The sequence below is a fragment of the Cyanobium sp. ATX 6A2 genome (genome assembly GCF_024346355.1).
Classification (GTDB): domain Bacteria; phylum Cyanobacteriota; class Cyanobacteriia; order PCC-6307; family Cyanobiaceae; genus NIES-981.
The window spans coordinates 69,271-93,620 of sequence record NZ_JAGQCU010000004.1; the positions used below are offsets into that span (position 1 = coordinate 69,271).

Annotated in this window: 26 protein-coding genes; 2 read left to right on the forward strand and 24 right to left on the reverse strand. The window is 68.1% G+C overall.

Going from position 1 to position 24,350, the window contains the following annotated elements; all coding sequences use genetic code 11:
* Positions 1-64 precede the first annotated feature (64 nt).
* The 15 genes from fba to KBY96_RS05565 form a co-directional block, all read right to left on the reverse strand.
* Complete coding sequence (gene fba / locus KBY96_RS05495) at positions 65-1,138, reverse strand: class II fructose-bisphosphate aldolase (protein ID WP_254978241.1); 1,074 nt, start codon at positions 1,136-1,138, stop codon at positions 65-67.
* A gap of 105 nt (positions 1,139-1,243) precedes the next feature.
* Entirely contained in the window at positions 1,244-2,332 is a 1,089-nt protein-coding gene (locus KBY96_RS05500) for a Gfo/Idh/MocA family protein (RefSeq protein ID WP_254978242.1), read from the reverse strand.
* Positions 2,333-2,349: 17 nt separating this feature from the next.
* Positions 2,350-2,817 carry a hypothetical protein gene (locus tag KBY96_RS05505; RefSeq protein ID WP_254978243.1) on the reverse strand — a complete coding sequence of 156 codons (468 nt, stop codon included), beginning with the start codon at positions 2,815-2,817 and terminating at the stop codon, positions 2,350-2,352.
* A gap of 31 nt (positions 2,818-2,848) precedes the next feature.
* A complete protein-coding gene (gene accD, locus KBY96_RS05510; RefSeq protein WP_254978471.1) occupies positions 2,849-3,724 on the reverse strand; it encodes an acetyl-CoA carboxylase, carboxyltransferase subunit beta in 876 nt (291 codons plus the stop codon).
* A 75-nt stretch (positions 3,725-3,799) separates the two neighbouring features.
* A complete protein-coding gene (locus tag KBY96_RS05515) occupies positions 3,800-4,645 on the reverse strand; it encodes an A24 family peptidase (protein ID WP_254978244.1) in 846 nt (281 codons plus the stop codon).
* A 7-nt stretch (positions 4,646-4,652) separates the two neighbouring features.
* Complete coding sequence (locus tag KBY96_RS05520) at positions 4,653-4,868, reverse strand: hypothetical protein (RefSeq protein ID WP_254978245.1); 216 nt, start codon at positions 4,866-4,868, stop codon at positions 4,653-4,655.
* Positions 4,869-5,083: 215 nt separating this feature from the next.
* Positions 5,084-5,986 (reverse strand): phosphoribulokinase, encoded by a 903-nt coding sequence (locus KBY96_RS05525; protein WP_254978247.1) that lies wholly within the window; start codon positions 5,984-5,986, stop codon positions 5,084-5,086.
* Between the two features lie 94 nt (positions 5,987-6,080).
* A complete protein-coding gene (gene leuB / locus KBY96_RS05530; protein ID WP_254978249.1) occupies positions 6,081-7,166 on the reverse strand; it encodes a 3-isopropylmalate dehydrogenase in 1,086 nt (361 codons plus the stop codon).
* Positions 7,167-7,203: 37 nt separating this feature from the next.
* On the reverse strand, positions 7,204-8,295 hold the full coding sequence (gene lpxD, locus KBY96_RS05535) for a UDP-3-O-(3-hydroxymyristoyl)glucosamine N-acyltransferase (RefSeq protein ID WP_254978251.1): 1,092 nt from the start codon (positions 8,293-8,295) through the stop codon (positions 7,204-7,206).
* 40 nt (positions 8,296-8,335) lie between these two features.
* Positions 8,336-9,415, reverse strand: a complete 1,080-nt coding sequence (gene proB / locus KBY96_RS05540) for a glutamate 5-kinase (RefSeq protein WP_254978253.1) — start codon at positions 9,413-9,415, stop codon at positions 8,336-8,338.
* Entirely contained in the window at positions 9,412-9,924 is a 513-nt protein-coding gene (locus KBY96_RS05545; RefSeq protein ID WP_254978254.1) for a YqeG family HAD IIIA-type phosphatase, read from the reverse strand. The genes proB and KBY96_RS05545 overlap by 4 nt, the downstream gene beginning before the upstream one ends.
* On the reverse strand, positions 9,921-10,490 hold the full coding sequence (locus KBY96_RS05550; RefSeq protein WP_254978256.1) for a DUF3727 domain-containing protein: 570 nt from the start codon (positions 10,488-10,490) through the stop codon (positions 9,921-9,923). Before KBY96_RS05550 ends, KBY96_RS05545 begins: the two co-directional genes overlap by 4 nt.
* 40 nt (positions 10,491-10,530) lie before the next feature.
* Positions 10,531-10,986 (reverse strand): Holliday junction resolvase RuvX, encoded by a 456-nt coding sequence (ruvX, locus tag KBY96_RS05555; RefSeq protein ID WP_254978473.1) that lies wholly within the window; start codon positions 10,984-10,986, stop codon positions 10,531-10,533.
* A gap of 71 nt (positions 10,987-11,057) precedes the next feature.
* The gene (locus tag KBY96_RS05560; RefSeq protein WP_254978257.1) at positions 11,058-12,254 is read right to left on the reverse strand and encodes a hypothetical protein; all 1,197 of its coding nucleotides are present in this window, start codon (positions 12,252-12,254) and stop codon (positions 11,058-11,060) included.
* A 126-nt stretch (positions 12,255-12,380) separates the two neighbouring features.
* Positions 12,381-13,562 carry a F420-0:Gamma-glutamyl ligase gene (locus KBY96_RS05565; RefSeq protein ID WP_396122281.1) on the reverse strand — a complete coding sequence of 394 codons (1,182 nt, stop codon included), beginning with the start codon at positions 13,560-13,562 and terminating at the stop codon, positions 12,381-12,383.
* An 86-nt stretch (positions 13,563-13,648) separates the two neighbouring features.
* Between KBY96_RS05565 and KBY96_RS05570 the strand changes: the two genes are divergently transcribed.
* Positions 13,649-15,025, forward strand: coding sequence for a PhoH family protein (locus KBY96_RS05570; protein WP_254978259.1), 1,377 nt, complete (start codon positions 13,649-13,651; stop codon positions 15,023-15,025).
* Positions 15,026-15,270: 245 nt separating this feature from the next.
* Here the strand turns inward: KBY96_RS05570 and KBY96_RS05575 are convergent, their stop codons facing one another.
* The 7 genes from KBY96_RS05575 to KBY96_RS05605 all read right to left on the reverse strand — a co-directional run bounded on the left by KBY96_RS05575 (position 15,271) and on the right by KBY96_RS05605 (position 22,419).
* The gene (locus KBY96_RS05575; RefSeq protein WP_254978261.1) at positions 15,271-15,804 is read right to left on the reverse strand and encodes a hypothetical protein; all 534 of its coding nucleotides are present in this window, start codon (positions 15,802-15,804) and stop codon (positions 15,271-15,273) included.
* 3 nt (positions 15,805-15,807) lie between these two features.
* Entirely contained in the window at positions 15,808-16,425 is a 618-nt protein-coding gene (locus KBY96_RS05580; RefSeq protein ID WP_254978262.1) for a phage integrase N-terminal SAM-like domain-containing protein, read from the reverse strand.
* Positions 16,426-16,900: 475 nt separating this feature from the next.
* Positions 16,901-17,533 (reverse strand): hypothetical protein, encoded by a 633-nt coding sequence (locus KBY96_RS05585; protein ID WP_254978263.1) that lies wholly within the window; start codon positions 17,531-17,533, stop codon positions 16,901-16,903.
* Positions 17,534-18,423: 890 nt separating this feature from the next.
* Complete coding sequence (locus KBY96_RS05590; protein ID WP_315859471.1) at positions 18,424-19,095, reverse strand: phage integrase N-terminal SAM-like domain-containing protein; 672 nt, start codon at positions 19,093-19,095, stop codon at positions 18,424-18,426.
* Positions 19,096-19,111: 16 nt separating this feature from the next.
* Positions 19,112-20,434: a type III glutamate--ammonia ligase gene (gene glnT / locus KBY96_RS05595; protein ID WP_254978264.1), complete on the reverse strand. Its 1,323-nt coding sequence runs from the start codon at positions 20,432-20,434 to the stop codon at positions 19,112-19,114.
* Positions 20,435-20,491: 57 nt separating this feature from the next.
* On the reverse strand, positions 20,492-21,490 hold the full coding sequence (locus KBY96_RS05600) for an alpha/beta fold hydrolase (protein ID WP_254978265.1): 999 nt from the start codon (positions 21,488-21,490) through the stop codon (positions 20,492-20,494).
* On the reverse strand, positions 21,487-22,419 hold the full coding sequence (locus tag KBY96_RS05605; protein WP_254978266.1) for a fatty acid desaturase: 933 nt from the start codon (positions 22,417-22,419) through the stop codon (positions 21,487-21,489). The genes KBY96_RS05600 and KBY96_RS05605 overlap by 4 nt, the downstream gene beginning before the upstream one ends.
* A gap of 171 nt (positions 22,420-22,590) precedes the next feature.
* Between KBY96_RS05605 and KBY96_RS05610 the strand changes: the two genes are divergently transcribed.
* Positions 22,591-22,779: a hypothetical protein gene (locus KBY96_RS05610; protein ID WP_254978267.1), complete on the forward strand. Its 189-nt coding sequence runs from the start codon at positions 22,591-22,593 to the stop codon at positions 22,777-22,779.
* Here KBY96_RS05610 and KBY96_RS05615 read toward each other — a convergent pair.
* Both KBY96_RS05615 and KBY96_RS05620 read right to left on the reverse strand, forming a co-directional pair.
* A complete protein-coding gene (locus tag KBY96_RS05615) occupies positions 22,763-23,539 on the reverse strand; it encodes an ABC transporter ATP-binding protein (protein WP_254978268.1) in 777 nt (258 codons plus the stop codon). The genes KBY96_RS05610 and KBY96_RS05615 overlap by 17 nt on opposite strands.
* 27 nt (positions 23,540-23,566) lie before the next feature.
* Positions 23,567-24,334 carry an ABC transporter permease gene (locus KBY96_RS05620; RefSeq protein ID WP_254978269.1) on the reverse strand — a complete coding sequence of 256 codons (768 nt, stop codon included), beginning with the start codon at positions 24,332-24,334 and terminating at the stop codon, positions 23,567-23,569.
* Between the last annotated feature and the right edge of the window lie 16 nt (positions 24,335-24,350).

Sequence of the window (24,350 nt, forward strand, 5' to 3'; positions counted from 1 at the left end):
AAGGGGGGCTGATGCCCCCCCTGATGAAACCGGTCTGGCTCGAAACCAGCGTGGCGGTGGCGGATCAGGCGGCCACGGCGGTCTTGGGGTCGAGTTCGCCCTTGGCGTAGAGACCGGCGTAGTAGTTGATGTCGCGCTGCTTGATCTTGCTGGCGTTGCCGGCGCACCAGAACTGCTGGTAACGATCCAGGCACACCTGCTTCATGTAGGCCCGGGCGGGCTTGTTGAAGTGGCGGGGATCGAAGTTGGCGGGATCCTTGAAGGCTGCTTCCCGCACGGCGGCGGTGAAGGCCAGGCGGTTGTCGGTGTCGATGTTCACCTTGCGCACGCCGTTGCGGATGCCTTCCTGGATCTCCTCCACGGGCACGCCGTAGGTCTCGGGGATGGCACCGCCGAACTTGTTGATCATGTCCAGCCACTCCTGGGGCACCGAGGAGGAACCGTGCATCACCAGGTGGGTGTTGGGGATGGCCTTGTGGATCTCGGCGATGCGGCTGATCGCCAGCACCTCACCGGTGGGCTTGCGGGTGAACTTGTAGGCGCCGTGGCTGGTGCCGATGGCGATCGCCAGGGCATCCACCTTGGTTTTGGCCACGAAGTCGGCGGCCTCGGCGGGATCGGTAAGCAGCTGGCTGTGGTCGAGCTTGCCCTCGAAACCATGGCCGTCCTCGGCCTCACCCATGCCGGTTTCCAGGGAGCCCAGGCAGCCCAGCTCACCTTCCACGCTCACGCCGATGGCGTGGGCCACGTCCACCACTTCCTTGGTGACGGCCACGTTGTACTCGTAGCTGGCGGGGCTCTTGGCGTCGGCCATCAGGGAGCCGTCCATCATCACCGAGGTGAAGCCGTTGGCGGCGGCACCGAAGCAGGTGGCGGGGCTGTTGCCGTGGTCCTGGTGCATCACCACCGGGATATCGGGATAGGTTTCCACGGCGGCCAGGATCAGGTGGCGCAGGAAGTTCTCGCCGGCGTACTGGCGAGCGCCCCGGGAGGCCTGCAGAATCACCGGAGAGTCGGTTTCGTGGGCCGCCTCCATGATCGACTGCACCTGCTCCAGGTTGTTGACGTTGAAGGCAGGGATGCCATAGCCGTTTTCGGCGGCGTGATCCAGCAGCAGCCGAAGCGGAACGAGCGCCATGAGAAACCTCTCTGATCTGGAATTTGAACTGGGGGGGACTCTAGGTGATGCCTAACGAAACAATCTGTCCGCTGCTGCCCGCTGCTGCCCGCATTGACGCGCCGTCTACCCGCATTGACGCGACCAGTCACAGCAGCGCTGGCTGGCCACCCCTTCACTGAGCCCCGGCACCATCGGCCGGCCCTGGCGCACCGCCTCGCTCCACCAGCCGTGCAGCCGCTCCACCGGGGCGATGCGGCCGTCCTCCCAGGTGCGCGAAAAGGCCCAGTGGGGTTCGGGTTCCAGCCGCCGCAGCGGCTCATTGCCGCGGGCCAGCCAGAGGTTGAAGCCGTGCACGTAGTCGGCCTGGTTGTCGGAGCCCAGCACGGCGCTGCCGTCGCGGCCGTAGATCTCCAGCCAGCAGCCTCGCCCCCGCCGCGTCACCGAGGCCAGGTTCACCTGGGCCGGCAGCGGCCGGCCTGAAGCGCCCTCGAGCGTGAGCTGCACCAGGGCGATGTCCTCGGCGTCCACCGGTCCCAGGCGGCCGCTGCCATCTGGCAACGGCCGCTCGCCGATGGCGGTGCTCAGCTGGGCGTGCAGCTCATGGGTGGGTCCCACCAGCCAGTGCAGCATGTCGAAGGCGTGGGTGCCGAGGGCACCGAGCACGCCGCCACCGGCCGCGGCCTGGGAGTACCAGCTCCAGGGGCGGGAGGCGTCGGCGCGGCTGCCCATCAGCCAGTCGAGCTTCACCAGCACCAGCTCCCCCAGCGCACCGCCGGCCAGGAGCGCCTGCAGCTGCATGAACAGCGGCACTGCCCGGTATTCGAAATCCACCGCCACTGTGAGGCCGCGGGCCATCGCCAGCCGTTGCAGCTCCTCGGCCTGTTCGGCATGGAGAGCCACCGGTTTCTCCAGCAGCAGATGCTTGCCTGCCTCCAGGGCGCGGAGGGCCAGCTCGTGGCGCGGTTCGGGGGGGGTGGCGATCACCACCGCCTCCACCGCCGGATCGCCCAGCAGAGCGTCGAAATCACTGTGGCCGGGCAGACCCGCCTGCCGGCAGGCGGCCTCGAGGCGCTCGGGGCGGGGGTGCCAGAGGGCCACCGGTTCGGTGCCGCTGCAGGCCCGCAGGGCCGGCAGATGCACTGTTTCGCCGAAGCCCAGGCCGGCGATCGCCACCTTCAGGGGCTTGCCGCTGAGGCCGGTGCTGCTGGACATGGACCGCCGGGCAGGGTTCAGCCAGCCTGCAACAGCGGCGTCGCCGCCTCACAGCTCTCACGGATCACGGCCACCAGCAGGGCGTCGCCTTCGGCGGGCTGCCATTCGGAGCGGAAGCGGGGAACGCCGTTCACCGACGTGTCGCGGTACAGGTTCTGGCCACAGTCGATCTCCATCACGTAGAGATCGCCCAGCCGGGGGCGCTCCTCCTCGTCGCCGGCGGCGGGCTGGAAACGGCTGAGCACGCTGAGGTTGCCGCCACGGCTGAGGCGCAGGCTGCCGGCATCCCACCACTGGCGGCCCTCCGCGCTGGCGGGAACTTCGTGCCAGTCCACCGGGGCGGCCAGCACGGCCGTTGCGCCGGGGGGGGCGGCGCTGATCGGAGCCAGCAGCACCGCCACGGCCAGGGCCAGGCCCAGCAGCCAGCGCAGGGGCTGGAGCCACGGGGGCTGAGCTCTGGAGGCGGGCATCACGGACGTGGGCATCGCGGTGGCTGGAGGCATGGGGGCGAGGCGATCAGGCCGGCACTGTTGCGGGATAGCCGTGGATGCGCAGCAGGCTGGCCAGGGTGGCCCGCAGCTTGGTGCGATCCACAATCACGTCCACGAAGCCGTGGTCGCGCAGGTATTCGGCGGTTTGGAAGCCCTCGGGCAGCTTCTCGCGCAGCGTCTGCTCGATCACCCGGCGGCCGGCGAAGCCGATCAGGGCCTTGGGCTCCGCCAGGATCAGGTCGCCGAGCATGGCGAAGCTGGCTGTGACGCCACCGGTGGTGGGGTGGGTGAGCAGGGGGATGTAGAGCAGTTCGGCCTGGCGGTGCCGCTGCAGCGCCCCGGAAATCTTGGCCATCTGCATCAGGCTCAGCATCCCTTCCTGCATGCGGGCGCCGCCGGAGGCGCAGACGATCAGCACCGGCATGCGCAGAGCGGTGGCCTGCTCGATCAGCCGGGTGAGCTTTTCGCCCACCACCGAGCCCATCGAGCCGCCCATGAAGCGGAAGTCCATCACCCCCAGGGCCAGGGGCAGGTCGCTGCTGCGGCACAGGCCGGTGACCACCGCGTCACGCAGGCCGGTGCTGTGCTGGCTGTCGCGGATGCGGTCGGCGTAGGTGCGACGGTCCTTGAAGGCCAGCGGGTCAGTGGGGGCCAGATCGGTATCGAGGGCCTCGAAGCTGCCGGGGTCGGCGATCAGCCGGATGCGCTCTTCGCTGTTGATCCGGTGGTGGTAGCCACAGCCCTTGCAGACGCTGGCGTTGGCCACCAGATCTTTGCGATACACCACCAAGCCGCAATCGGGGCACTTGCTCCACAGCCCGCCGCCCTCCTCCGAATCCTGGGGGTTGCGCACGGCAGGCGCATTCTTGCGGCGGTCGGCGAACCAGTCGAACAGCGACATGCGTAGGGCGACGCCGGGGTGGCGGGCAGCGGATCGCTCCATTAAAGGTGTGGGCGGGGGAGCGGGCTGGTGGCTTCAGACCGGCAGCAGCAGCCCGCCCAGCCAGGCCAGCCAGAGATCCTTCCCGAGCAGCCATACGGCGGCTCCGCCGGCGGCCAGGAAGGGACCGAAGGGGAAGGGCTGCTGCTTGCCCAGCCGGCCAGTGAGGCGACCGAGCATCCCCACCAGGGCACCACTGAACACCGCCAGCACCACGGTGAGCCCGAGGCCGGTCAGCCCCAGCCAGGCCCCCAGCAGGGCGGCCAGCTTGGCGTCCCCCAGGCCGAGGGCGGGCTTGCCCACCAGCCGCTCCCCCAGAGCGCTCACCGCCTCGAACCCCACCAGACCCACGCCGGCAGCCATGAGGTGGTGGAAGAGCAGCTCCCGGCCCATGGCCGCGCCCTGGTTCCAGCCCAGCACTGCCGTGCAGGCCAGGCCCAGCAGCAGGCCAGTGCGGCAGAGGGGTTCCGGCAGCCAGAGGCGATCCAGATCGATCAGGGTGAGGGGAATCAGCCAGCTCAGCAGCAGCCAGCCGGCCAGCACCAGCAGCAACGGCTGGGGTTCCGGTCCCATCGTCCCCGGCTGGGCCGACAGGGCCGCCACCCACAGCCCCGCGGTGAGCAGTTCCACCAGGGGGTAGCGCGGAGCGATGGCGGCCCCGCAGTGGCGGCAGCGAGCCCGCAACCACAGCCAGCCCAGCACCGGCAGATTCTCGAACCAGGCCAGGGGGGTGCCGCAGCGGGGGCAGTGGCTGCCGGGCCGCAGCAGCGACTCCTGCCGCGGCAGCCGCCAGGCCACCACGTTCAGGAAGCTGCCGATACAGGCGCCGAACAGGGCCGCCAGCCAGGGCAGCGCGGGAATGGCGGCAGGAGCGGGGAGCACGGTGCCGTCAGCGGCTGCGCGGCATGCGCAGCCGCGATCCCGCTCGCGCCGCTGGGCGCCCCTGCAGGAGGTCGACGGGAACGAACTGTTCGTCGGGCAACAGCACCGGCGGCTCGAACACCACCCGGCCGCGGCGGCCCTGCAGCACCACGCCGCAGGGTTCGGCACCGAAGGGACAGCCTTCCTGGTAGCGATGGATCACGCGACGGGCCTGCTGGAACACCTGCTGACTGTTGATGCGATCGAGCCGCAGCGTTGCCGGAGTGGCTGAAGCGGCTCCCGCAATCGGAAACGAAGGCAGGGTTGGGGAGGCGCCGCCGCCAGGCGCCAGTCGCTGGGAAAAGCGCGGGTCTGGTCCCTGGGGAGGGGTGTTGGTGATGGCCTCACCGACTCCGATTCGCGTTCCAGATTAGAGGTGAATCGCGCTGATGGCTGGATTCAGTGCAGCTTCTTTTTCTCCTCGATCATGCGGTGAATGATCGGTGTGAGGATCAGCTCCATCGCGAAGCTCATCTTGCCACCGTTCACCACGATGGAGGTGGGGCTGGACATGAAGGAATCGTGGATCATGTCAAGCAGGTAGGGGAAGTCGATCCCCCACTTCTCGCGGGCTCCCTTGCGGAAGTGGATGATCACGAACGACTCGTCGGCCGTGGGAATGCCGCGGATCTGGAACGGGTTGGAGGTGTCCACGGTGGGAACCCGCTGGAAGTTGATGTCCGTGCGGCTGAACTGGGGGCAGATGTGGTTGATGTAGTCGGGCATCCGCCGCAGGATCGTGTCCACGGTGGCCTCCGCCGAATAACCGCGCTCGGCGTTGTCGCGCGAGATCTTCTGGATCCATTCCAGGTTGGTGATCGGCACCACACCCACCAGCAGGTCCACCACCGAGGCCACGTCGTAGCCCTCGCCCACGACGCCGCCGTGCAGACCCTCGTAGAAGAGCACGTCGGTGCCGGTGGGGATCGGCTCCCAGGGGGTGAACTGGCCGGGCTCGAGGCTGGTGCCAAGCCGCTCGTTGTGCTCTTCCGCCTCCTCGGGCGAATGCAGGTAGTAGCGCTTCTCGCCGCTGCCGTTCTGGCCGTAGCTGCGGAACAGCTCTTCGAGCTTGTTGAAGATGTTGGCCTCGGGGCCGAAGTGGGAGAAGGTTTCGCCGCGGGCGATCGCCGCCGCCATGGCCTCCTTCATCGGCCCACGCTCATAGCGGTGGTAGCTGTCGCCCTCCACCACCGCCGGGGTGATGCCCTCGCGCGTGAAGATGTATTCGAAGGCCCGCTTCACGGTTGTGGTTCCCGCGCCTGAGGAACCGGTGACAGCCACAACCGGGTGACGCTTCGACATGGCGCGGGGGAAGGGAGACTGAGGGCGAGTTTGGCAGGTCGCCGGGACCCCCCCACCCTGCCGCTGCTGGTCCGTCCAGGCAGGGCGGGCGGCGTCAGCTCTCGAGGGCCTGCAGCAGTTGTTCACCCATTGCCTGGCAACCCACCAGGCTGCAGCCCTCGGCCATCAGGTCGCCGGTGCGGTAGCCGGCCTCCAGCACCCGGTCCACCGCGGCCTCCAGGTCTGCGGCGGCGGCCTCCTGCTTCAGGCCCACCCGCAGCAGCATGGCGGCGCTGAGCACCATCGCCAGCGGATTGGCCCTGTCCTGGCCGGCGATGTCCGGTGCCGAGCCATGGATCGGCTCGAACAGGCCCGGGCCGTCGCTGCCCAGGGAGGCCGAGGGGAGCATGCCGATCGAGCCGGTGAGCATGGCGGCCTCATCGCTGAGGATGTCGCCGAACAGGTTGCCGGTGAGCAGCACATCGAACTGACGGGGCGCCCGCACCAGTTGCATGGCGGCGTTGTCCACGTAGAGGTGGCTGAGCTCCACATCGCCGTAGTCGGCGGTGTGCAGGGCCACCACCCGCTCGCGCCAGAGCTGACTCACATCGAGCACGTTGGCCTTGTCCACGCTGCACAGCCGGCCCCGCCGGCCGCGGGCCAGATCGAAGCCCACCCTGGCGATGCGGTCGATCTCGGAGCTGCTGTAGGCCATGGTGTTGAAGGCCCGCTCCTCGCCGGCGGCCTGCACACGCCCCTTGGGGGTGCCGAAGTAGATGCCACCGGTGAGCTCCCGCACCACCAGGAGATCCACCCCGGAAATCACCTCCGGCCGCAGGGTGGAGGCGCCGATCAGGGCCGGCACGGTCTTCACCGGCCGCAGGTTGGCGAACAGCCCCAGCCCGCCGCGCAGGCCCAGCAGGCCGGTCTCCGGCCGCTGCGGCCGGGGCAGGCTGTCGTACTGGGGCGAGCCGATCGCGGCCAGCAGCACCGCGTCGCTGGCGCGGCAGGCCTCCAGGGTGGCGGCGGGCAGGGGTTCACCGCTGACGTCGATGGCGGCACCACCGATCGGCTGCTCGTCGTAGACCAGCTCCAGCTGGTGCCGGCGGCTCACCGCATCGAGCAGCTGGCGGGCCACCGCCATGATCTCCGGACCGATGCCGTCGCCGGGGAGCAGGGTGATCCGGTGGCGGCTGGTCATGGCGGCGTTGCCTGTGCGGCGGGAGCAGCCGGGGAGGCTAGGGCCCGGCGGACTCTCCCCCCTGCCCCTCCCGGTTGCGTTTCTCAAGCTGACGCAGGCTGCGGGCCAGGTCGGGAAGTTTGTTGAAGGCGGCCGAGCAGCGCAGCCAGAGGCGGTTGGGGATCGCCGGGTAGCCGCTCACCACCTCGCCGGCGGCCACTTCCCCGTGCACCCCAGATTTGGAACTGGCGATCGCCCCGTCGCCCATCACTGCCCGGTTGGCCAGCCCCACCTGGCCGGCCAGGATCACGCCATTGCCCAGGCGGGCGCCGCCGGCAATGCCCACCTGGGCGGCCAGGGCGCAGCCCTGGCCGGTGCTCACCCCGTGGCCGATGTGCACGAGGTTGTCGATCTTGGTGCCGGCGCCGATGCGGGTTTCGCCCACCGCCGGCCGGTCGATGGTGCTGCCGGAGCCCACCTCCACCGCGTCTTCCAGCACCACGCGGCCGGTCTGGGGCATCTTGCGCCAGCCACCGGCGGTGGGCACGAAGCCGAAGCCCTCCCCGCCGATCACGGCGTTGGCCTGCACCACGCAGCCGCACCCCAGGTGGCTGCCACGGTGCACCACGGCGCCGGCGTGCAGTTCACAGCCCTCACCCAGTTCCACATCGGCGTAGAGCACCACATGGGGGTGGAGGGTGCAGCCGGCACCGATGCGCACCCCCTCGGCGATGCACACCTGGGCCCCCACGTGGCTGCCCATGCCCACCACGGCCGAGGGGTCGACCACGGCGCTGGGATGGATGCCGGCCGGCGGCAGGGCGGCGGGGTGCAGGGCCTCAAGGGCCTCCGCGAACCCCAGCCGCGGATCGGCCAGGGCCACCCAGGCGATGCCGCGGGCGCTGAGCTGGCGGCCGAGATCACCGGCACCGTCGGCGCCCGCCGGCAGCAGCACGGCACTGGCAGCGGTGCCGGCCAGGACGGCTGCCAGGGCGCTGCCGGCCTCCAGGAAGCTGAGCTGGCCGGCGCGTGCCTCGCCCAGGGCGCCGCCGCCCAGGAGCTCCGGGTCGCCGGCCAGATCCCGCTCCGGCCCGCCGTCAGGCTGGGAGCGGACCTCGCTGAGCTGGCCAAGCAGTTGGCTGAAGCGCATGCCGCAGGGGCTTCCGGCTGGGCGGATCGTAGGCAGGGCTTCAGAGCAGGGCCAGGCGGTCACGATGCACCACCTCCACCCCCGCCCGGCCCATCAACTGGCGCAACTCGGCGCTGGCCAGACTGGCCAGCCCCCGGCCCAGTTCGCGGCCGTCGGCGGCCAGCAGACGCACCGCCTCGCGGGCGCTGAAGTCGCCCTCCACCGCCGTGACCCCCACCGCCAGCAGGGACGCGCCCTGGCGCAGCAGGGCCCGCTCGGCGCCGGCATCGAGGCGCAGGCTGCCCTTGGGCACCAGGGCGTGGGCCAGCCAGCGCTTGCGGGTGGAGAGGGGCTCCAGCGAGGGCTGAAACACGGTGCCCACGCGCTGGCCCGCCAGCAGGGCGTCGAGCACCGCCGGATCGCGGCCGTCAGCGAGGTGCACGCGGATGCCGCTGGAGGTGGCGATGCGGGCGGCCGCCAGCTTGGTGGTCATGCCACCGGTGCCCCAGCGGCCGCCGCCGCCGGCCACATGGGTGAGCCGCTCCAGTTCGGCCAGGTCGCGCACCTCCTCGATCGGCTGGGCGCTGTTGTCGCTGCGGGGGTCGCCCGAGTAGAGGCGATCGACATCGGTGAGCAGGATCAGCTCATCGGCCTCCACCGCCACCGCCACCAGGGCCGAGAGGGTGTCGTTGTCGCCGAAGCGCAGTTCATCGGTGGCCAGGGTGTCGTTCTCGTTCACCACCGGCACCACCCCCCAGGCCAGCAGCTGCTCGAGGGTGCGGCAGGCGTTCTGGTAGCGGCGCCGTGAGGCCAGATCGCCGCGGGTGAGCAGCACCTGGGCTGCCGTCAGTCCACGCACGGCGAAGGCGTCCTGGTAGAGGGCCATCAGCTGGCCCTGGCCCACGGCGGCGGCGGCCTGCAGGGCCGCCACCTCCCCCGGGCGCCTGGCCATGGCCAGGACGGCGCAGCCCAGGCCCACGGCGCCGCTGGTGACCAGGGCCACCGACTCAGCGCGGCGGCAGGCGCGGTTGAGACTGGCGACCAGATCGGCGATCACGGCGGCGGTGGGCCGCTCGGCTGTACCCCGCAGCAGGCTGGTGCCCACCTTCACCACCCGGCGCATCGCTCGTGGCTCCCTCATCCCACGCTGCTGCCGAGCCAGTGGGCCAGGCGCAGCTCCAGCCGCTGCAGTCGGTCGTGCCGGCAGGGCTGCCCGAGGGGATCGATCGGCTTCACCAGCACGGTGTAGAGCCCCAGGCGGTTGCCGGCGATCACGTCGGTGAACAGCCGATCCCCGATCAGGGCCACCTGGCGATGGGGCAGCTGCAGTTGCTCCAACACCCGGCGCAGGGCGGCGCGGCGGGGCTTGCCGGCGGAGGTGGTGAAGGGCAGCCCCAGATCGGCCGCCACCGCGCCGATGCGCTGGCGGGAGGGGTTGTTGCTGAGCAGGTGGATCGGCAGCTGCCGTTGTGCCTCCTCCAGCCAGCGCCGGCAGCTCTGGGGCACGGTGGACTGGCGCCAGGGCAGCAGGGTGAGGTCCACATCCAGCACCAGGGCGGCGATCTGGCGTTCGAGCAGCTGCTGCAGCGGCAACTCCGCCAGGGTGCAATCGAGCAACCAGTCGGGATGCAGCAGCTGACGCAGGTTCACTGCAGGCCCTCCCGCTCCTCCAGTTCCGCCTCAATGCGGGGTTGCACCCGGTCGAATTCCTCCCCTTCCACCAGCACGGCCTCGGTCCCGTCCATGCGGGCCACCACAAAGTAGGGGTCGAGGGGGATGTAGAGGCCGTATTCCTGTTCCTCCGCCAGGAAGCTCACCAGCAGCTCGTAGGTCTCACTGTCGTCGGCCTCGCCATCCTCCTCGTCATCGAGGTCGTCAGGCTCGGGTTCATCCAGCTCCCCGTTCACGGTGAGGGTCACCGCCGATCGCACCAGGGTGAGGTCGTGCTCCTGGAGCACCACATCCGCCACTGAGAGAATCGGTTCGCTGGCCTCGATCGTGTCGATCAGCTCCGGTTCATCCCCCTCGCCCAGCCGGAACAGGCACACCGGGGTGTCCACCGGGGTCAGCAGCACGTAGTCGCGACCGTCGAGGGGGATGAGCTGCTCGAGAAAACAGAGCAACTGGCGTCCCCGTTGGTCGCTCACCAGCACGGTGGGCACGTCGGTGGCCAGGTCGGTGGGCCGATCGGTGGGGAGGTCGCCCGAGCCAGTCATGTTGGAATCCGCGGTGCTCGCCGGTGGTGGAGCTGTGCCCTCAGGATGGATCAACGCCGTCCGGTTTGCCGGGAACGGCGCTTGCCGGGGCCGGGGGCGCCTGTGGTTCCGGCCCCTCGCGCAGCCATTGCTCCAGCAGCAGGGCGGCGGCGGCGCTGTCCAGCCGGCCGCTGCGATCCCCGTGCAGCCCATGGCGTTCGGCGGCGGCCCAGCTGCTGGCGTGCTCGTTGACCCAGGCCAGCGCCAGCCCGGTGGCCTGGGCCAGACGCTCGCCGTAGCGCCGGCAGTGGCGGCATTGCTGGCCGGGTTGGCCGGCGCTGTCGAGGGGCAGCCCCACCACCAGGACCTGGACGCGCCGCTGGCGGATCAGTGCCTGCAGGTGCTCCAGGTCGGCGGCAAAACGGCCGCGCGCCAGGGCCGCCAGGGGGGTGACGGTGATACCCAGCGCATCACAGCCCGCCAGGCCGATGCGCCGCCGCCCCACATCGAGGGCCAGGACGGAGCGCGGCAGCGGCGGGCGAGGAAGGGGTGGGGGCCTGAGTGGCGTGGAGGTCAGTGGCGTGGAGGTCAGTGGGGTGAGGGGCTGTGGCGGAGCAGTGGGGTGGGCATGGGCCGCCGCCGCGGCTGCAGCTGGCGCAGCACGGATTCCAGGCGTTGGGCCGCCCCCTGGGCGGGGACGTGCAGCTCGTGCCGTCGCCAGACGCTGCGGGCCATCAGCACCCGTTCACCACGGGGTTCGGCTCCCAGCTGGCGCAGCCAGCGCTCAAGGGCCTGGTCGTTCACGTCGCTGCGCAGCCACAGCAATTGCTGCCGGCCGAGGGTCCAGGCGGCCTGGGCCAGCAGGCTGGTGAGGGGGGCGCCGATCAGCTGCCCCCAGCCCGGGTGCACCGTGAGCTCGAGGTCGTGGCCACCGCCGGGGTGTTCGCCAAGCCAGCGCAGCGCCGCCACGGCCTGATCGCGACGGGGATCGATCAGCATCCAGCCCCGGCCGGCGCTGCGGTCGAGCAGATCCTCCACATGGCGATCGAGGAGCTGGCGCAGCAGCCCGGGGCAGGCCGCCTGCTCCAGCTGCCAGTGGGCCCGGGCGGTGCGGCGGTTGAGGGGGCGCAGCGTCCAGGGCTCGCTGCTGGAACTGTCCTCAGCGGCGGCGGCGGGGACACCCAGGCTGCCCGACCAGCGCCACAGCCGCTCGGTGCGCAGGGGCTGGAATCCCTGTTCGCGCAGGGCGGCGAGGCGATCGAGATCGAGGGTGGAGGAGATGGCGATCCAGCTGCCGGCGCCGCGGGCACGCCGGATCGCTTCCCGCAGCAGCTCCCCGGAGAGCTCACGCTTGCGGCTCTCCACGGCCAGGCGCAGGTGCTGGACGCGCCAGCAGCTGCCGCTGCGATTCTCGGGTCGGGTGACGATCAGGCCCAGGGGTGTCGTTCCCTGGCGGGCCACCAGCACGTCGGGGCAGAGGTTGGCGCCCGCCGGGATCCGCAGACCCTGCAGTGCCCGGGCCGGCAGGCGCAGCAGCGTGGCCCGTTGCAGGAGGGGCTGCAGGGGCACGAAAGCCGGATCACTGAGCAGGGGCAGATGCCAGCCGGCCAGGGGCTCGATCAGAGCCCCCTCGATCAGCGGCCCCTGCTCGGCGCCGCTCCCTTTGGACAACGCGCCATCGCCGGGGCTGGCCGCTGTTGGCGTCTGCCGGTCTGCGGCGCTGGGCTGTGCGGCGTAGTGCTGATCGGGATGGACTGGATCAGCATTGAGATGATCGGAAACCACGGCGGTGGCCAGGGTGGCGCAGGCCTGGACCGATGGGGATGGCTCAAGTGGGGATTGCACTGTCATCCCAGGGCAGTCCACGGGGTCATCGTTCCAACTGTACTGACGCTGACCTGAGGCCGCAGCTCAGGCAGGACGCACCAGCACCAGCGGAGTGCGCTCGTTGGCATTGCCCGCCGGGTTGGGGCGCAGGGCCCGCTCCAGCAGCTGCTCGTCGCAGCCGCGGCTGGACGCCAGAACCTTCACCCGCCCCAGGTCGTTGACGTCGACCACCGCCACCGCCACCCCCAGGGCCTGGGCCATCTGCTCACAGAAGGCCTCGGGGCGGTCGGGCCCGAGCACGATCGTCTGGTCGTAGGGAGGGGTGGTGCCGGTCACATCGTCGATCAGGCGGGCCTGATCGCCGGCCAGGCGGTAGAACCAGCCCTTCGAGCCCACCAGCTTCAGCGCCGTGCCCGCCAGCCAGGCGCAGAGCACGCGGGCCGGGCCTACCAGATCGATCAGGGTCTGCATGCCGCAGGCGGTGGCCAGGGAGCTGGTGGGGTGGAACACGCGGCAGAGCAGCCGCGCCAATGCGGAGGGCTGCACGGTCTGCGGGTGGTGGTAGCGGCCCTGGATCACCGCCAGTGGCGTCTCACCGATGGTGAGCACATCGCCGCTCTGCAGCACCGGCCCGGCGTAGTGGCGCAGCACCTGTTCGGGATCGTCGAGGGTGCCGAGCAGGTGGGTGCGCACCGGCAGCACCCGGCAGCGCTCGCCGCTGCGCCAGCTGGCGGTGGCGGCCTGCTGGGGCTCGGGACGGCGCAGGGGGATGAGGATGCCGTCGCGCTGCTGCAGGCGCCCGAAGGGCCCGTAGTTCACCCACAGCACCTCCAGCCAGAGGGTGTCGAGCAGGGCCTGCAGATCCACACCAGCCTCGCCGCGGATCTCCACCGTGAGTCGGGCGCGGGTTGATTTGCGCCCCTTGACGATGTAGGCGGCCCAGTAGCCGTCAGGCCGCTCTTCCTCGTCGGGATGCAGGGCGGTAACCGCGGAGCGCAGGCTGACGCCGGCCAGATCGCCGCGGCCCAGCAGGGTGGGACGCAGCTCCAGCTCCGGTACGAACACCTCCATGCTCCGGTGGGGATTGCTGATCGTGATCTCCCCGCTCACCAGCAGGCCGCCGCCCGAGAGCGGCTCGACGCTGAAGGGCGAGGCATGGAGCCGCAGCGGCGAGGACGGCCGCAGCCGGTGGCGCAGCTCCAGCACGAGCAGCAGCAGGCCGAACAGCAGGAGGGCGATCGGGATCAGCCGGAGCAGAAGCGGGATCAGCAAGTGCGACGGGGAACGGGTCGCCGGAGCGTAGGTGCAGGCTGCCGCCCTAACGTCGCGCGACCTCAGCGGCCGCTGGCTCGATGCGCAAGACCTTCGTGCTCGACACCAACGTGCTCCTGCACGATCCGGGCGCCCTGGGCCGCTTCGAAGACAACCACATCGTCATCCCCATCGAGGTGGTGGCGGAGATCGACCGCTTCAAGCGCGACCCGGCGGAGAAGGGCCGCAATGCCCGGGAGGTGTCGCGCCTGCTCGACGACCTGCGCGCCAAGGGCAACCTGGCCGACGGGGTGCCGCTGGACGGCCAGGGCGGCACGTTGAAGGTGGTGTTCTGCCGCGGCGAGACCCTGGCGACGCTGCCCCCGGAGCTCAAGGGCGGCAACGGCGACAACAACATCCTGGCGGTGGCGCTGGAGCAGCAGCAGCTGGAGGCGGTGATCGGCGATCAGCCGCCGGTGGTGCTGGTGACCAAGGACACCAACCTGCGCATCAAGGCCGATGCGGTGGGTCTGATCGCCCAGGACTACACCAGCGACCGGGTGGCCATCGACGACCTCTACCCGGGCTTCCGTGAGCTCTGGGTGAGCGCCGAGCAGATGGACCGGGTGCGGCTGGCACCCGGCCTGGAGATCGAGGGACTGGCGCTGGAGCAGCCGCTGCAGCCCAACGAAGGGGTGACCCTGATCGATCAGAGCCAGCCCAACCACACCCTGCTGGCCCGTCACAACGCCGCCAGTGCCACCCTGCAGCCGCTGCAGCGGTTGGGCAAGGCGCGGCTGGGGCGCATCCAGGCGCGCAACCGCGAGCAGAGCTTCGCCCTCGATCTGCTGCTCGATCCGGCGGTGCAGCTGGTGACGCTGGTGGGCAAGGCCGGCACCGGCAAAACCCTGCTGGCCCTGGCGGCAGGGCTCAACCAGGTGGCCGATGAGCGGCTTTACGAGCGCATGCTCGTGACCCGGCCGGTGATTTCGCTGGGCAAGGAACTGGGCTTCCTGCCCGGGGATGTGGAGGAGAAGATGGGGCCCTGGATGCAGCCGATCATCGACAACCTTGATTTCCTGCTCGGTGGGGATGAGCACCACAAGGGGGCGGGCTCACGCGGCGGCAGCCGCCAGCAGCGCAGCAGCTGGAGTGATCTCAAGGCCATGGGCCTGCTGGAAGTGGAGGCGATCAGCTACATCCGCGGCCGCTCGATTCCCGGCCAGTACATGGTGGTGGATGAGGCCCAGAACCTCACTCCCCACGAGGTGAAGACGATCGTGACCCGGGTGGGTGAGGGCACCAAGATCGTGTTCACCGGGGATCCTTATCAGATCGACAATCCCTACGTGGACGCCGAGAGCAACGGCCTCACCTGGCTTGTGGAGCGGTTCAAGGGCCAGCTGCTCGCCGGCCACGTGACCCTGCAGCGGGGTGAGCGCAGCGAGCTGGCGGAGCTGGCGGCGAATCTGCTCTGAAGGCCCGTGCCTGAGAGCCTGAAGCAGGCTCAGGCGCTGTTTCGGGGGCTGGGCGTGGACCACTGGTTGCTAAGCGATGGCTCGGTGAAGGGACTTTCGAACGTGCAGCTCGGTGGGGGCAGAACCGGCGGACAATTGGTTGTGGGCAGCCGTCTGATCGGTTCCTGATCCGTTGCGGACAGTTATCTCCTAGGTGGCTGACGCTGGAGCGGCGGCCCGTCAGGGCCGTCCGCTGGAGCGAATAGTTAGCCAGCCGACATTACTGAAAATGGGACGGCTATCTGCTTCCCCCAACTGTATGTGATCCATTGCGGCTCGCCCTCAGCAGAGCACTTGCCTTCCAATTTCATGTCTGTTTGCCCGGCCACAAAATCCACCCCCATACGAGATAGCTCATCAACAACCTGCGGCGAGTTCCGAAAATCGAATGGGAGAACTCTTTGCGGCGGTCTGGAAGTCATGGATACGCGCATAACTACCAGCACCGGCGCGCTATCAACATCTTGACAGTTCTCGGGCGGACCGTAACTCAACAAGATGCTTGCATTGTGGCCGGGCAAGTCGAATAGGAATTCCCAAGCGAAAGACTTTCCATCTGTACGAATGTCAGTGCCGCTTGTAACAAGGACAAGTTGCGCTCTGCCATCAAGTGCCAAGGCCTCTACCTTTGCGTAGGCCCAAGCCTCATGTGCCGTCAGCGGCCCAGGCGTCTCTCGAACCAACCGCCTTTGTTCAGACGGCTTCAGTGACCGCTTCAGTAGTTTATCGAGGAAGCTCATTGCTCACCTTCTTCGGCTGGCTAAGCTCGCTATCATCAGGCCGCAATGATCACAGGTAGGAACAATAAACTGAGGTGGGTGCCTTTTATTGGACAGCTCTGGCCCGGCAATAAGGAAGCTGCCGCCGCCCTTGCCATCGCGGATGTGCACGCGCCGCTGGCTGTCATCGATGTCCGCTACCTCCAGCGCCAGGCCCTCTTCGATCCGCAAGCCCAGGCTGTAGACCACCAGCAGAATGATCCGGTAGCGCACCCTGCGCACCGTATTGTTCAGCCTGTGCGCTTCCTCGCGAGTTGGACCCTCCGGCAGACTGCGTACACGCGGCGGCCGGATGATCTTGATCCACTCCATCTCGCGATCGAGCACATAGCGGTGAAAGAACTGCAGGCTGCAGAGATCCACCTGAATGGTGCTCCACGAGTACTGCTCAAGCAAAGCGGCAAAGTAGCCTTTGAGTTCATCAGGGCTGAGATCATCGGGGCAACGGTCGAAATGGCCTGCGACCCGCCGTAATGTTCGGCTGTTGCTGTCACTAGTCTTGCTATGCAGGCCGTGCAGCTTCATGGCTTGCACGTTGGCCGCAAAGAGTCGCTCAAAGTGCTCCTGTTCAGAAGGATCCATTGCGGTAGCTTCCCGTTGGGATGACGAAGGGACTGAGGCATCAGCAGATGCGCATCCCTCAGTGTCTGGACGAGGTGCCGCCATGGTCAGCAGCGAGCAGAATCGTTTCGGCCCTGCCCTACAGCCTTGGGCCCGGGGCATCCACTCAAAGCCAACGCGTCAAGAATCAGAGCAGTTTGCTATGCTGACTATGTGAACCTGCCGCGCAGCGGCTAAGTTCAACTGCCTTTTTCAGGAGTCCCTCCTTAGGGAGGGTTTAGACACCGGCCAGTTCAACAATTGCCATCAAGGTGCAGGCAAGAGTCTTAGCCAGTGACCCAGCCGGCGGCCTAAGGTATTCAGCCGTTCCTTAGTTTTGGCTACAGCAGCAAATAGGGTAGGTTACGGCAGCTAGCGCTTCATGAAGTGACGGGCAGCGCATGCAACAATCGCATCAGTCTTTTCGTATTCGACTTGGCATGTTGGTCTGCTGACATTAGTGGACAGCATGCTCGATCTTATCTAATCGGAGGTGAACCTCATCCGAAACTCGACGAGATCGCCTATCAGCCAGCCTTGCCAACCAATGTATTATCACCATTGGAGGCGCCAATATAATGCCAACAAGAACAATCGAATCTCCAAAAGTCTTCCAATTCCAAATGTCGTAATTGGCACCAGTAAATGAACCGAAATACAAGAAGAACAGCGCTATTCCCAAAAGCATGTAATAGATAATATGCAGTGTCCAGGCAGAAGCGCTACGAGGAGTATATGCCAAGAATAGGTTCTGTGGAATTTTTCTGCTACCTCGCAGAGCAGATCTAACAGCCTTTCTCTCCTCCTGTATTGCAAGCACTGTGGCCAGTTCGTGTTTCAACTGATTCAACTCAATCGAAACTTCTTGCTTGAATTGAACAAGCTGCCCAGGCATACAGCTTTCTTGCGCTTTGATCCAGTCATTGAGAAAAATCACTCTTTTATGAGCAATATCAATCGCTTGATTTCGTTTCTGGGTATCATTGCGCTTTTCTTGCCAATCGAACAAGCTAGTCAGTACAATTGGAATGAGCCCTAGGACTGCTCCTGGAAGTACCTTCGCCAGCTCAGACCAAAATGCTTCATTCATAATGCTTGTCCTGAACTCTCACTACGCCTTCTAGCACTGCGGAAGTTTAACGCCAAGATCACCTGAACGCAAGAATCTCAGGTAGAGATCAAAGCTCCATAGGAGGCGTGCCAGATGTGTCTTGATGTTATACAGAACTTGATTTCTCGCCTGAGTCGACCATGGGATAAGTCCCGCATGTGTGAGGCACCCTTCTTATCGCGGCCGGTGCTGAGTACCCAAGCCTGCGGTAATGAACACTGCTGTTGCCTCGTGCTCCACGTCAGCCGTGTGCCAGGTGCCAGGTGCATTGACTGCGTACTGGCCAGGACCCAAAGTTACGGCCGAACGGGCACCATCAGGATCCTCTTGGTGGAGGATCATCGATCCAGACGTGCATAGAACGACTTCGCTTCCATGCGGGTGCATTTCCCACATGGCCCACGACAAGTTGAATTTGTGCATGCTCACGAGACGCCCCTCAGCGCCATCCCCTGCATGCCGAGAAATATAGTCCTCGTACCAATCCATTGCGCCGGTGAACAATGGTTCAACCTCGGCAGTTGCGCCAAGACCCAGATGCAGTGGATAAGCAGTCATGTCGAGCGCGCCCATGGGAAATACCCCGAGTCATCATGGCAAGAAATATATCAGACGAAATCATAGATAGCTGTATGGGATCCGTATAACGCTGCGCCTGAGTGGCAGGCAGGGAGCCTGGGGTAGCGGAGCAAAGAGCTGATGGCGGCCTGTCCACTCGAGGGGCTTCGTTAGACGATCCTCCAATCAAAGTAGATTGTTTATGGCCCACTTCAGGACTCTCGACCTCAGTGCTGCGGGAGCAGTCCCTTCCTGAACGTTTTCGACTCTACCCAGCTGCAGAAGCCCCACAAACACTAGTCTAATATTATCTAAGTCGAAGTCTTCTCCGTTTGCAACGGCATCTCAATTAGAAGCAGTACAGATCGTCCCCAGCTACCCACCGCTGAACAGCTTCTCAACCAACGCCAGGTGCGCTCCAGCAGATGGGTGGCGAAGGAATGGCGCAGGCTGTGGCAGGTGGCCGGCTTGGTGATCCCCGCAGCCAGCACCGCCTGGCGCACTGCTTTCTGGATCAGGCTGGGATCCAGGTGGTGGCGGCCCTGTTCACCGGTGTCCTGATTGCACCAGCGGCTGTGTTGCGGGAACACCCACTGCCAGCCCCATTCCACAGGCGCATTCGGATACTTGCGGGCGAGGGCATGGGGCAGCTGCAACGCTTCCATCAGCGGCAGGCCGCTGCCGTAGAGCAAGCCCGCCACCAGCGCCTCGGTCCCCTCCAGGCGCTGCAGCACAGCCCGCACCTCCGGCGGCGTCAGCACCACGGGCAACCGGCGGCGCGTGCGTGCCCGCATCACGCCGTTCACCTCCAGGTCCCGATCCAGCAGCTCGCGATACCGGAACAGCAGCGCCGCCAGTGCCTGGTTCTGCGTGGAAGGGCTCACCTGCCGCTCCACCGCCAGATGGCTGAGGAAGGCGTTCACCTCGACGCTGCCCATTTCCCGTGGATGGCGCAACCCGTGGGAACGCAGGAAACGCCGCAGCCACTACCCACCCCTGTCAGGAATCCAGGCAGGCAAGCCGCTCCGCATCGCTGATGTCGCCCCGTTCGCGCTGCCACTGGCGGCGGCGCAGGTGTTCGTAGGCCTGGCAGAACTCCTCGCCCAGGCCCTGGCGCAACCGGGTGTCGGCGGCGAAGGCGTCGAGGGCCTCGCCCAGGTCGGCGGGCAGGCGCGGGCAGATCTCGGGGCCTAAGGGGGCGGCGTAGTTGTCGTTGTCATGGCGGGGGCCGGGCTCCAGCTGCCGCTCGATGCCGTCGAGGCCCGCCGCCAGGATCGCCGCCTGCAGCAGGTAGGGGTGGGCGGAGCCGTCGGGCAGGCGCAGCTCCAGGCGCTGGTCGTCGGGGATGCGCAGCATGTGGGTGCGGTTGTTGCCGCAGTAGCTGATGCCCGCCGGGCTCCAGGTGGCCCCCGACGTGGTGGGCGGGGCCGCCAGCCGCCGGTAGCTGTTCACCGTGGGGTTGGTGAGGGCGCAGAGGGCGGGGGCGTGCTCCAGCAGGCCCGCCAGGAACTGGTAGGCCAGCGCCGAGAGGCCCAGCTCGCCGGCGGGATCGTGAAACAGGTTGGTGGCCGCGCCCGTGCCTGCAGTGCCGGCGGCTCCCCAGAGCGAGAGGTGGGTGTGGCAGCCGTTGCCGGTGCGCTCGGCGAAGGGCTTGGCCATGAAGCTGGCCTTGAGGCCCTCCTGCTCCGCCAGCGTCTTCACCATCACCTTGAAGAAGGCGTGGCGATCGGCGGTGGTGAGGGCGTGGGCGAAGGTCCAGTTCACCTCGAACTGGCCGTTGGCGTCCTCGTGGTCGGCCTGGTACGGGCCCCAGCCCAGCTGCTCCATCGCCTCCAGCAGCGGCCCGATCAGCCCGTAGCGGCGCATCAGGGCCAGTTGGTCGTAGCAGGGTTTCTCCTGGTGATCGGCGGGATCGGCGATGCCGCCGCCGTCGGCCCCCAGCAGGAAGAACTCCGCCTCCACGCCGCTGCGCAGCTCGTAGCCCAGGGCTTCAGCCCGCTCCAGCTGGCGGCGCAGCAGCCGGCGCGGGCACTGGGCCATCGGCATGCCGGCCAGCACCAGTTCGGCCGCCACCCAGCCCACCTCCGGCTGCCAGGGCAGGGGGGTGAGGCTGGCCGGATCGGGAATCGCCATCACGTCCCCGTCGGCCGGGGAGAGATCCAGCCAGGCGGCAAATCCCGCAAACCCGGCCCCATCGCGGGCCATGGCCGGGATCGCGGAGGCGGGCACGAGCTTGGCCCGCTGGATGCCGAACAGATCGGTGAAGGAGATCAGCAGGAACTTCAGCTGCAGCTCGCGGGCCTGGCGGGCGAGATCGGTCATGGCGGGATGGGGCGGCGGTGGGCGACGTGAGGGGACGGCAGGTGGAGCGCCGGGTGATCAGCTGGCCAGCAGCTGCTCCACGATTCGCCGCAGCTGCGCCTGCTCCGGCGCGCTGCTGTGGGGGTTGCCGGCCCGGTGGCCGAGCAGCGACACGATGCGGTGGAAGCGCGCCCCCGGAATCGCTGCGGCGTCGGCCTCCAGGTCGGCGGGGGTGAAGTAGAGGTCGTGGCTGCCGGCCACCACGGCGCTGCGGGCCCGGATCCGGCCCAGGGCGTCGTCGAGGTCGCCGCCATCGGCCACGTCGTGGGCCAGCCAGGTGTCGACCATGGCGATCAGGTCGCGAGGGTCGTGGCGCTGGTAGTGGGGCAGCCACTGCTTCTCCACGTGCTCCTCCACCGGCTCGCCGATGGTGCGGAAGAAGGCCTGGCTGGCGGCCCAGCTGGCGTAGATCAGGGCGTAGGTGCGCAGCCCCTGCTCGGGTGGGGCGGTGAAGCCGCTGCCGGTCCAGTGGGGATCGGCGGTGAGGGCCTGGCGCAGGCTGAGCAGGAACAGGCGGTTGTGGGGGGAGGTGCGGGCCGTGCCGCACACACAGCAGATGCGATCCACGGCCTTGGGATGGTCCACCGCCCAGCGGTAGGCCTGCTGGGCCCCCATCGACCAGCCATAAACCAGCGCCACCCGCTCCACGCCGAACACCTCCGCCAGCAGCCGCCGCTGGGCGCTCACGTTGTCGCGGTGATCCACCACCCAGCCCTGTTCCGCCAGGCCCATGGCGCCGTGGCTGGGGCTGCTGGAGGCGCCGTTGCCGAACATGCCGGCGATCACCACGCACCAGCGCTGGGGATCGAACACCGGCCCCGCCAGCCAGGCCAGATCCTCCACCCGGGCGCCGTAGGAACTGGGCACCAGGATCAGGTTGGAGCGCGCGGCGTTGAGTTCGCCGATCTGCAGATAGCTGAGCCGGGCCTCGGCGATGGTGTGGCCGCAGACCAGGGGAAAGGAGCCCAGGGGGTGGAGGCCCTGGTGCCGGGGTGGCGCCGTTGCCTTGGAGGTCACGCCGCAGCGCCGCCGGCGGGCAGGGCCAGGGCTGGCAGGTTGGCCAGCAGGCGACGGTGCACGCTCAGGTAGCCCCGATCGAGGTGCTCCAGGTGGGGCGCGATCAGCTGGTGGGCTGCCGGCAGGGCATGGAACGGCAGCGACGCATGGAGGTGGTGCTCGGCGTGGAAGGGCATGTTCCACATCAGCCAGCGCACCAGTGGGTTGGTGAGGGTGGTGCGGGTGTTGGCGGTGCCGTCGGCGCTGAAGCTGCAGCCGCTGTGCTCCGCCAGCAGCACGAAGCGCAGGAACGGCTGGCCCACGGCCAGGGGCAGCAGCCAGAACCAGAGCAGAAAGCCGCTGCCACCGATCACGGACAGCGCCGCCAGGGCCAGGTACACCCCCATCTGCAGCCACACCGAGCGGCGCACCTGGGGAATCACCTGGGCATTGAGGTAGGGAACCGCCGAGAGGTCACCCCAGAGCAGCTGGGCGTAGCCCTGGAGCTTGCCCGTCCACCAGGTCCAGCCGCTCAGCTCCAGCAGGTAGGCCGGCAGGCTGGTGGGCACCGGGTCATCCAGCTCGGGATCGAGGCCCGGCTGGTGGGTGTAGCGGTGGTGCCACTGGTGGTAGCGGCGGTAGGCGGTGGCGTTGTAGAAGCTCAGCAGCCCCAGCAGCCAGGCCGCCGCGTCGTTGACACGCTTGCTCCGGAAGGCGGTGCGGTGGCTGCACTCGTGCAGGCCGGCGAAGCAGGTGGCCAGGCCCAGCCCGCAGGCCACCAGTGCGGCGAGCCGCAGGGCCAGGGGCAGGGCCTGCTGCCCCCAGAGCACCCCGCCGGCGGCGATCAAGCCCAGATGGGCGAGCAGCCGCCGGAGCGCCGGGCCATCGCGGAGGCTGTTCAGCTCTGCCAGCCGGGAGCGTTCGATCAGGGCCGGTGTGGCGGGGGCCATGGGCTGGTGGGTGGGAACTTGCTGGGTGCGGCGACGGGGACCGGAACGCTGGGCCCGACGCTCTGCCGATTCGGTTGATCCCAGCAGCGCCACCGGCCCCGGTGCGGTAGGCGTTGTCACCGCTCTGAACCCTAAAGTGAAGATTCGCAGGACCTGACCCTGCAGGAGCTCATGGCCACGTCCCTGTTCATGGCCCGGTCCCCGGCCCAGTCTGATCCACGCCGCCCGCAGCTGGTGGATTCCCTGCGCCGGCGCTATGCCGAGGCCGAGCAGCGCCAGGACCCCGCAGCCAAGCAGGCGCTGTTCCAGGAAGCGGTGTATCTGGGCATCCAGCCCGACGAGTTCATGGCGCTGGGCTGAGCTGCCCGTCCAGACCCCGCAGGCACTGGGCCAGGTCCTCCCGCAGATCGAGGAACCCCCGCGACACCCTCAGGTGCCGGAGATCGGAGCGGTCCAGCTCCACGGCCACGGTGCGCACGATGCGCCCGGGGTTGGGCGCCAGGATGTGCACTTCCCCCGCCAGCAGCAGCGCCTCCTCCAGGTCGTGGGTGATCAGCAGGGCCGTGAGGCCGGTGCGCTGCCAGAGATCGTGCATGAACTCCTGCATCGACTCGCGGATCTGCAGATCCAGGGCGCCGAAGGGTTCATCCAGCAGCAGCACCCGGGGCTGGGCGGCCAGGGCGCGGGCGATCGCCACCCGCTGCTGCATGCCGCCGGAGAGTTCCCGTGGCAGCCGCCGGGCCGCGTCGGCCAGCCCCACCACCTCGAGGAAGTAGCTGGTGCGTTCGCGGATCTCGCGCCGGTTCAGCCCCTGCAGCTCCATGCCGAAGGCCACGTTCTGGGCCGCCGTGAGCCAGGGGTAGAGGCTGTACTTCTGGAACACCATGCCCCGGTCGGATCCGGGGCCCCGCACGGGGCTGCCGTCGATGCTGATCACACCGGCCGTGGGGCGATCCAGACCGGCCACAAGACGCATGATCGTGGATTTACCCGAACCCGAACTGCCCACCAGAGCCACGAACTCGCCGGTGTTCACGCTGAAGCTGATGCCATCGAGCACCAGCTTGCGGTTGCGGCCTGTGCCGAAACTCTTGTCCACCTGATCGACGCGCAGCTGCATGGCGGATGGTGCGGAGTTGGCGGCGGTTCAGTTGGCCCAGGCGCAGGCCCGGCGCATCACCAGCCGGAAGCCCAGATCGATCACCAGGCCGATCAGGCCGATCACGATCAGGCCGAGAAAGATCTCGTCGGTGCGCAGAAAGCGCTGGGCCAGGCTGATGCGCCGTCCCAGCCCCTCGGTGGCGGCCACCAGTTCGGCCACGATCACCAGATTCCAGGCGGCCGCCATGTTGATGCGGTAGGCATCGATCACCTGGGGCGCGATGCAGGGGGTGATCACCCGCAGCAGCACCTGGGAAGTGCGGCCCCCAAGGGTGAGGGCGGTCTCCACCAGTTCGCGGGGCACGAACTTCACCGCATCCATGATCATCAGCGTGTTGAAGAACAACGTGCCGATGAAGATCAGCAGGATCTTCGGCAGCTCCCCCAGTCCGAAGTAGATGATCAGCAGCGGGATGAAGGCCGGCGCCGGCATGTAGCGGATCAGGCCCATCAGCGGCTCCAGCAGACGGTTGATCACGGTGCTGGTGCCCATGGCGATACCCAGCGGCAGGGCGACCACGGCCGAGAGGGCGAAGCCGCCCAGCACCCGCCCCACGCTGGCCACCAGATCAGCCCAGAGCAGGCCCTGGGCCACCTGGCTGCGGCCGGCCGCCAGGACCGCCGCCGGGCTGGGCAGAAACAGGGGGTCCACCAGCTTGAGACTGGTGGCCACGGTCCAGATCAGCAGCACCACCAGCACCCCGGTGAGCCCCAGCACCCAGGGGTGCTGGATCAGTTGCCTGAGCCGTGCCATGGCCGTCCCCGCCCGC

Excerpts from the sequence above, each read along its gene's own strand:
- KBY96_RS05580 (WP_254978262.1), bottom strand. The coding sequence starts at position 16,425 with ATGGATCCTTCTGAACAGGAGCACTTTGAGCGACTCTTTGCGGCCAAC.
- KBY96_RS05615 (WP_254978268.1), bottom strand. The coding sequence starts at position 23,539 with ATGCAGCTGCGCGTCGATCAGGTGGACAAGAGTTTCGGCACAGGCCGC.
- KBY96_RS05605 (WP_254978266.1), bottom strand. The coding sequence starts at position 22,419 with ATGGCCCCCGCCACACCGGCCCTGATCGAACGCTCCCGGCTGGCAGAG.
- leuB (WP_254978249.1), bottom strand. The coding sequence starts at position 7,166 with ATGACCAGCCGCCACCGGATCACCCTGCTCCCCGGCGACGGCATCGGT.
- glnT (WP_254978264.1), bottom strand. The coding sequence starts at position 20,434 with ATGACCGATCTCGCCCGCCAGGCCCGCGAGCTGCAGCTGAAGTTCCTG.
- KBY96_RS05585 (WP_254978263.1), bottom strand. The coding sequence starts at position 17,533 with ATGAATGAAGCATTTTGGTCTGAGCTGGCGAAGGTACTTCCAGGAGCA.
- KBY96_RS05610 (WP_254978267.1), top strand. The coding sequence starts at position 22,591 with ATGGCCACGTCCCTGTTCATGGCCCGGTCCCCGGCCCAGTCTGATCCA.
- accD (WP_254978471.1), bottom strand. The coding sequence starts at position 3,724 with ATGTCGCTGTTCGACTGGTTCGCCGACCGCCGCAAGAATGCGCCTGCC.
- proB (WP_254978253.1), bottom strand. The coding sequence starts at position 9,415 with ATGAGGGAGCCACGAGCGATGCGCCGGGTGGTGAAGGTGGGCACCAGC.
- KBY96_RS05550 (WP_254978256.1), bottom strand. The coding sequence starts at position 10,490 with ATGACTGGCTCGGGCGACCTCCCCACCGATCGGCCCACCGACCTGGCC.
- KBY96_RS05620 (WP_254978269.1), bottom strand. The coding sequence starts at position 24,334 with ATGGCACGGCTCAGGCAACTGATCCAGCACCCCTGGGTGCTGGGGCTC.
- KBY96_RS05575 (WP_254978261.1), bottom strand. The coding sequence starts at position 15,804 with ATGAGCTTCCTCGATAAACTACTGAAGCGGTCACTGAAGCCGTCTGAA.
- KBY96_RS05505 (WP_254978243.1), bottom strand. The coding sequence starts at position 2,817 with ATGCCCACGTCCGTGATGCCCGCCTCCAGAGCTCAGCCCCCGTGGCTC.
- KBY96_RS05570 (WP_254978259.1), top strand. The coding sequence starts at position 13,649 with ATGCGCAAGACCTTCGTGCTCGACACCAACGTGCTCCTGCACGATCCG.
- KBY96_RS05500 (WP_254978242.1), bottom strand. The coding sequence starts at position 2,332 with ATGTCCAGCAGCACCGGCCTCAGCGGCAAGCCCCTGAAGGTGGCGATC.
- fba (WP_254978241.1), bottom strand. The coding sequence starts at position 1,138 with ATGGCGCTCGTTCCGCTTCGGCTGCTGCTGGATCACGCCGCCGAAAAC.
- KBY96_RS05525 (WP_254978247.1), bottom strand. The coding sequence starts at position 5,986 with ATGTCGAAGCGTCACCCGGTTGTGGCTGTCACCGGTTCCTCAGGCGCG.
- lpxD (WP_254978251.1), bottom strand. The coding sequence starts at position 8,295 with ATGCGCTTCAGCCAACTGCTTGGCCAGCTCAGCGAGGTCCGCTCCCAG.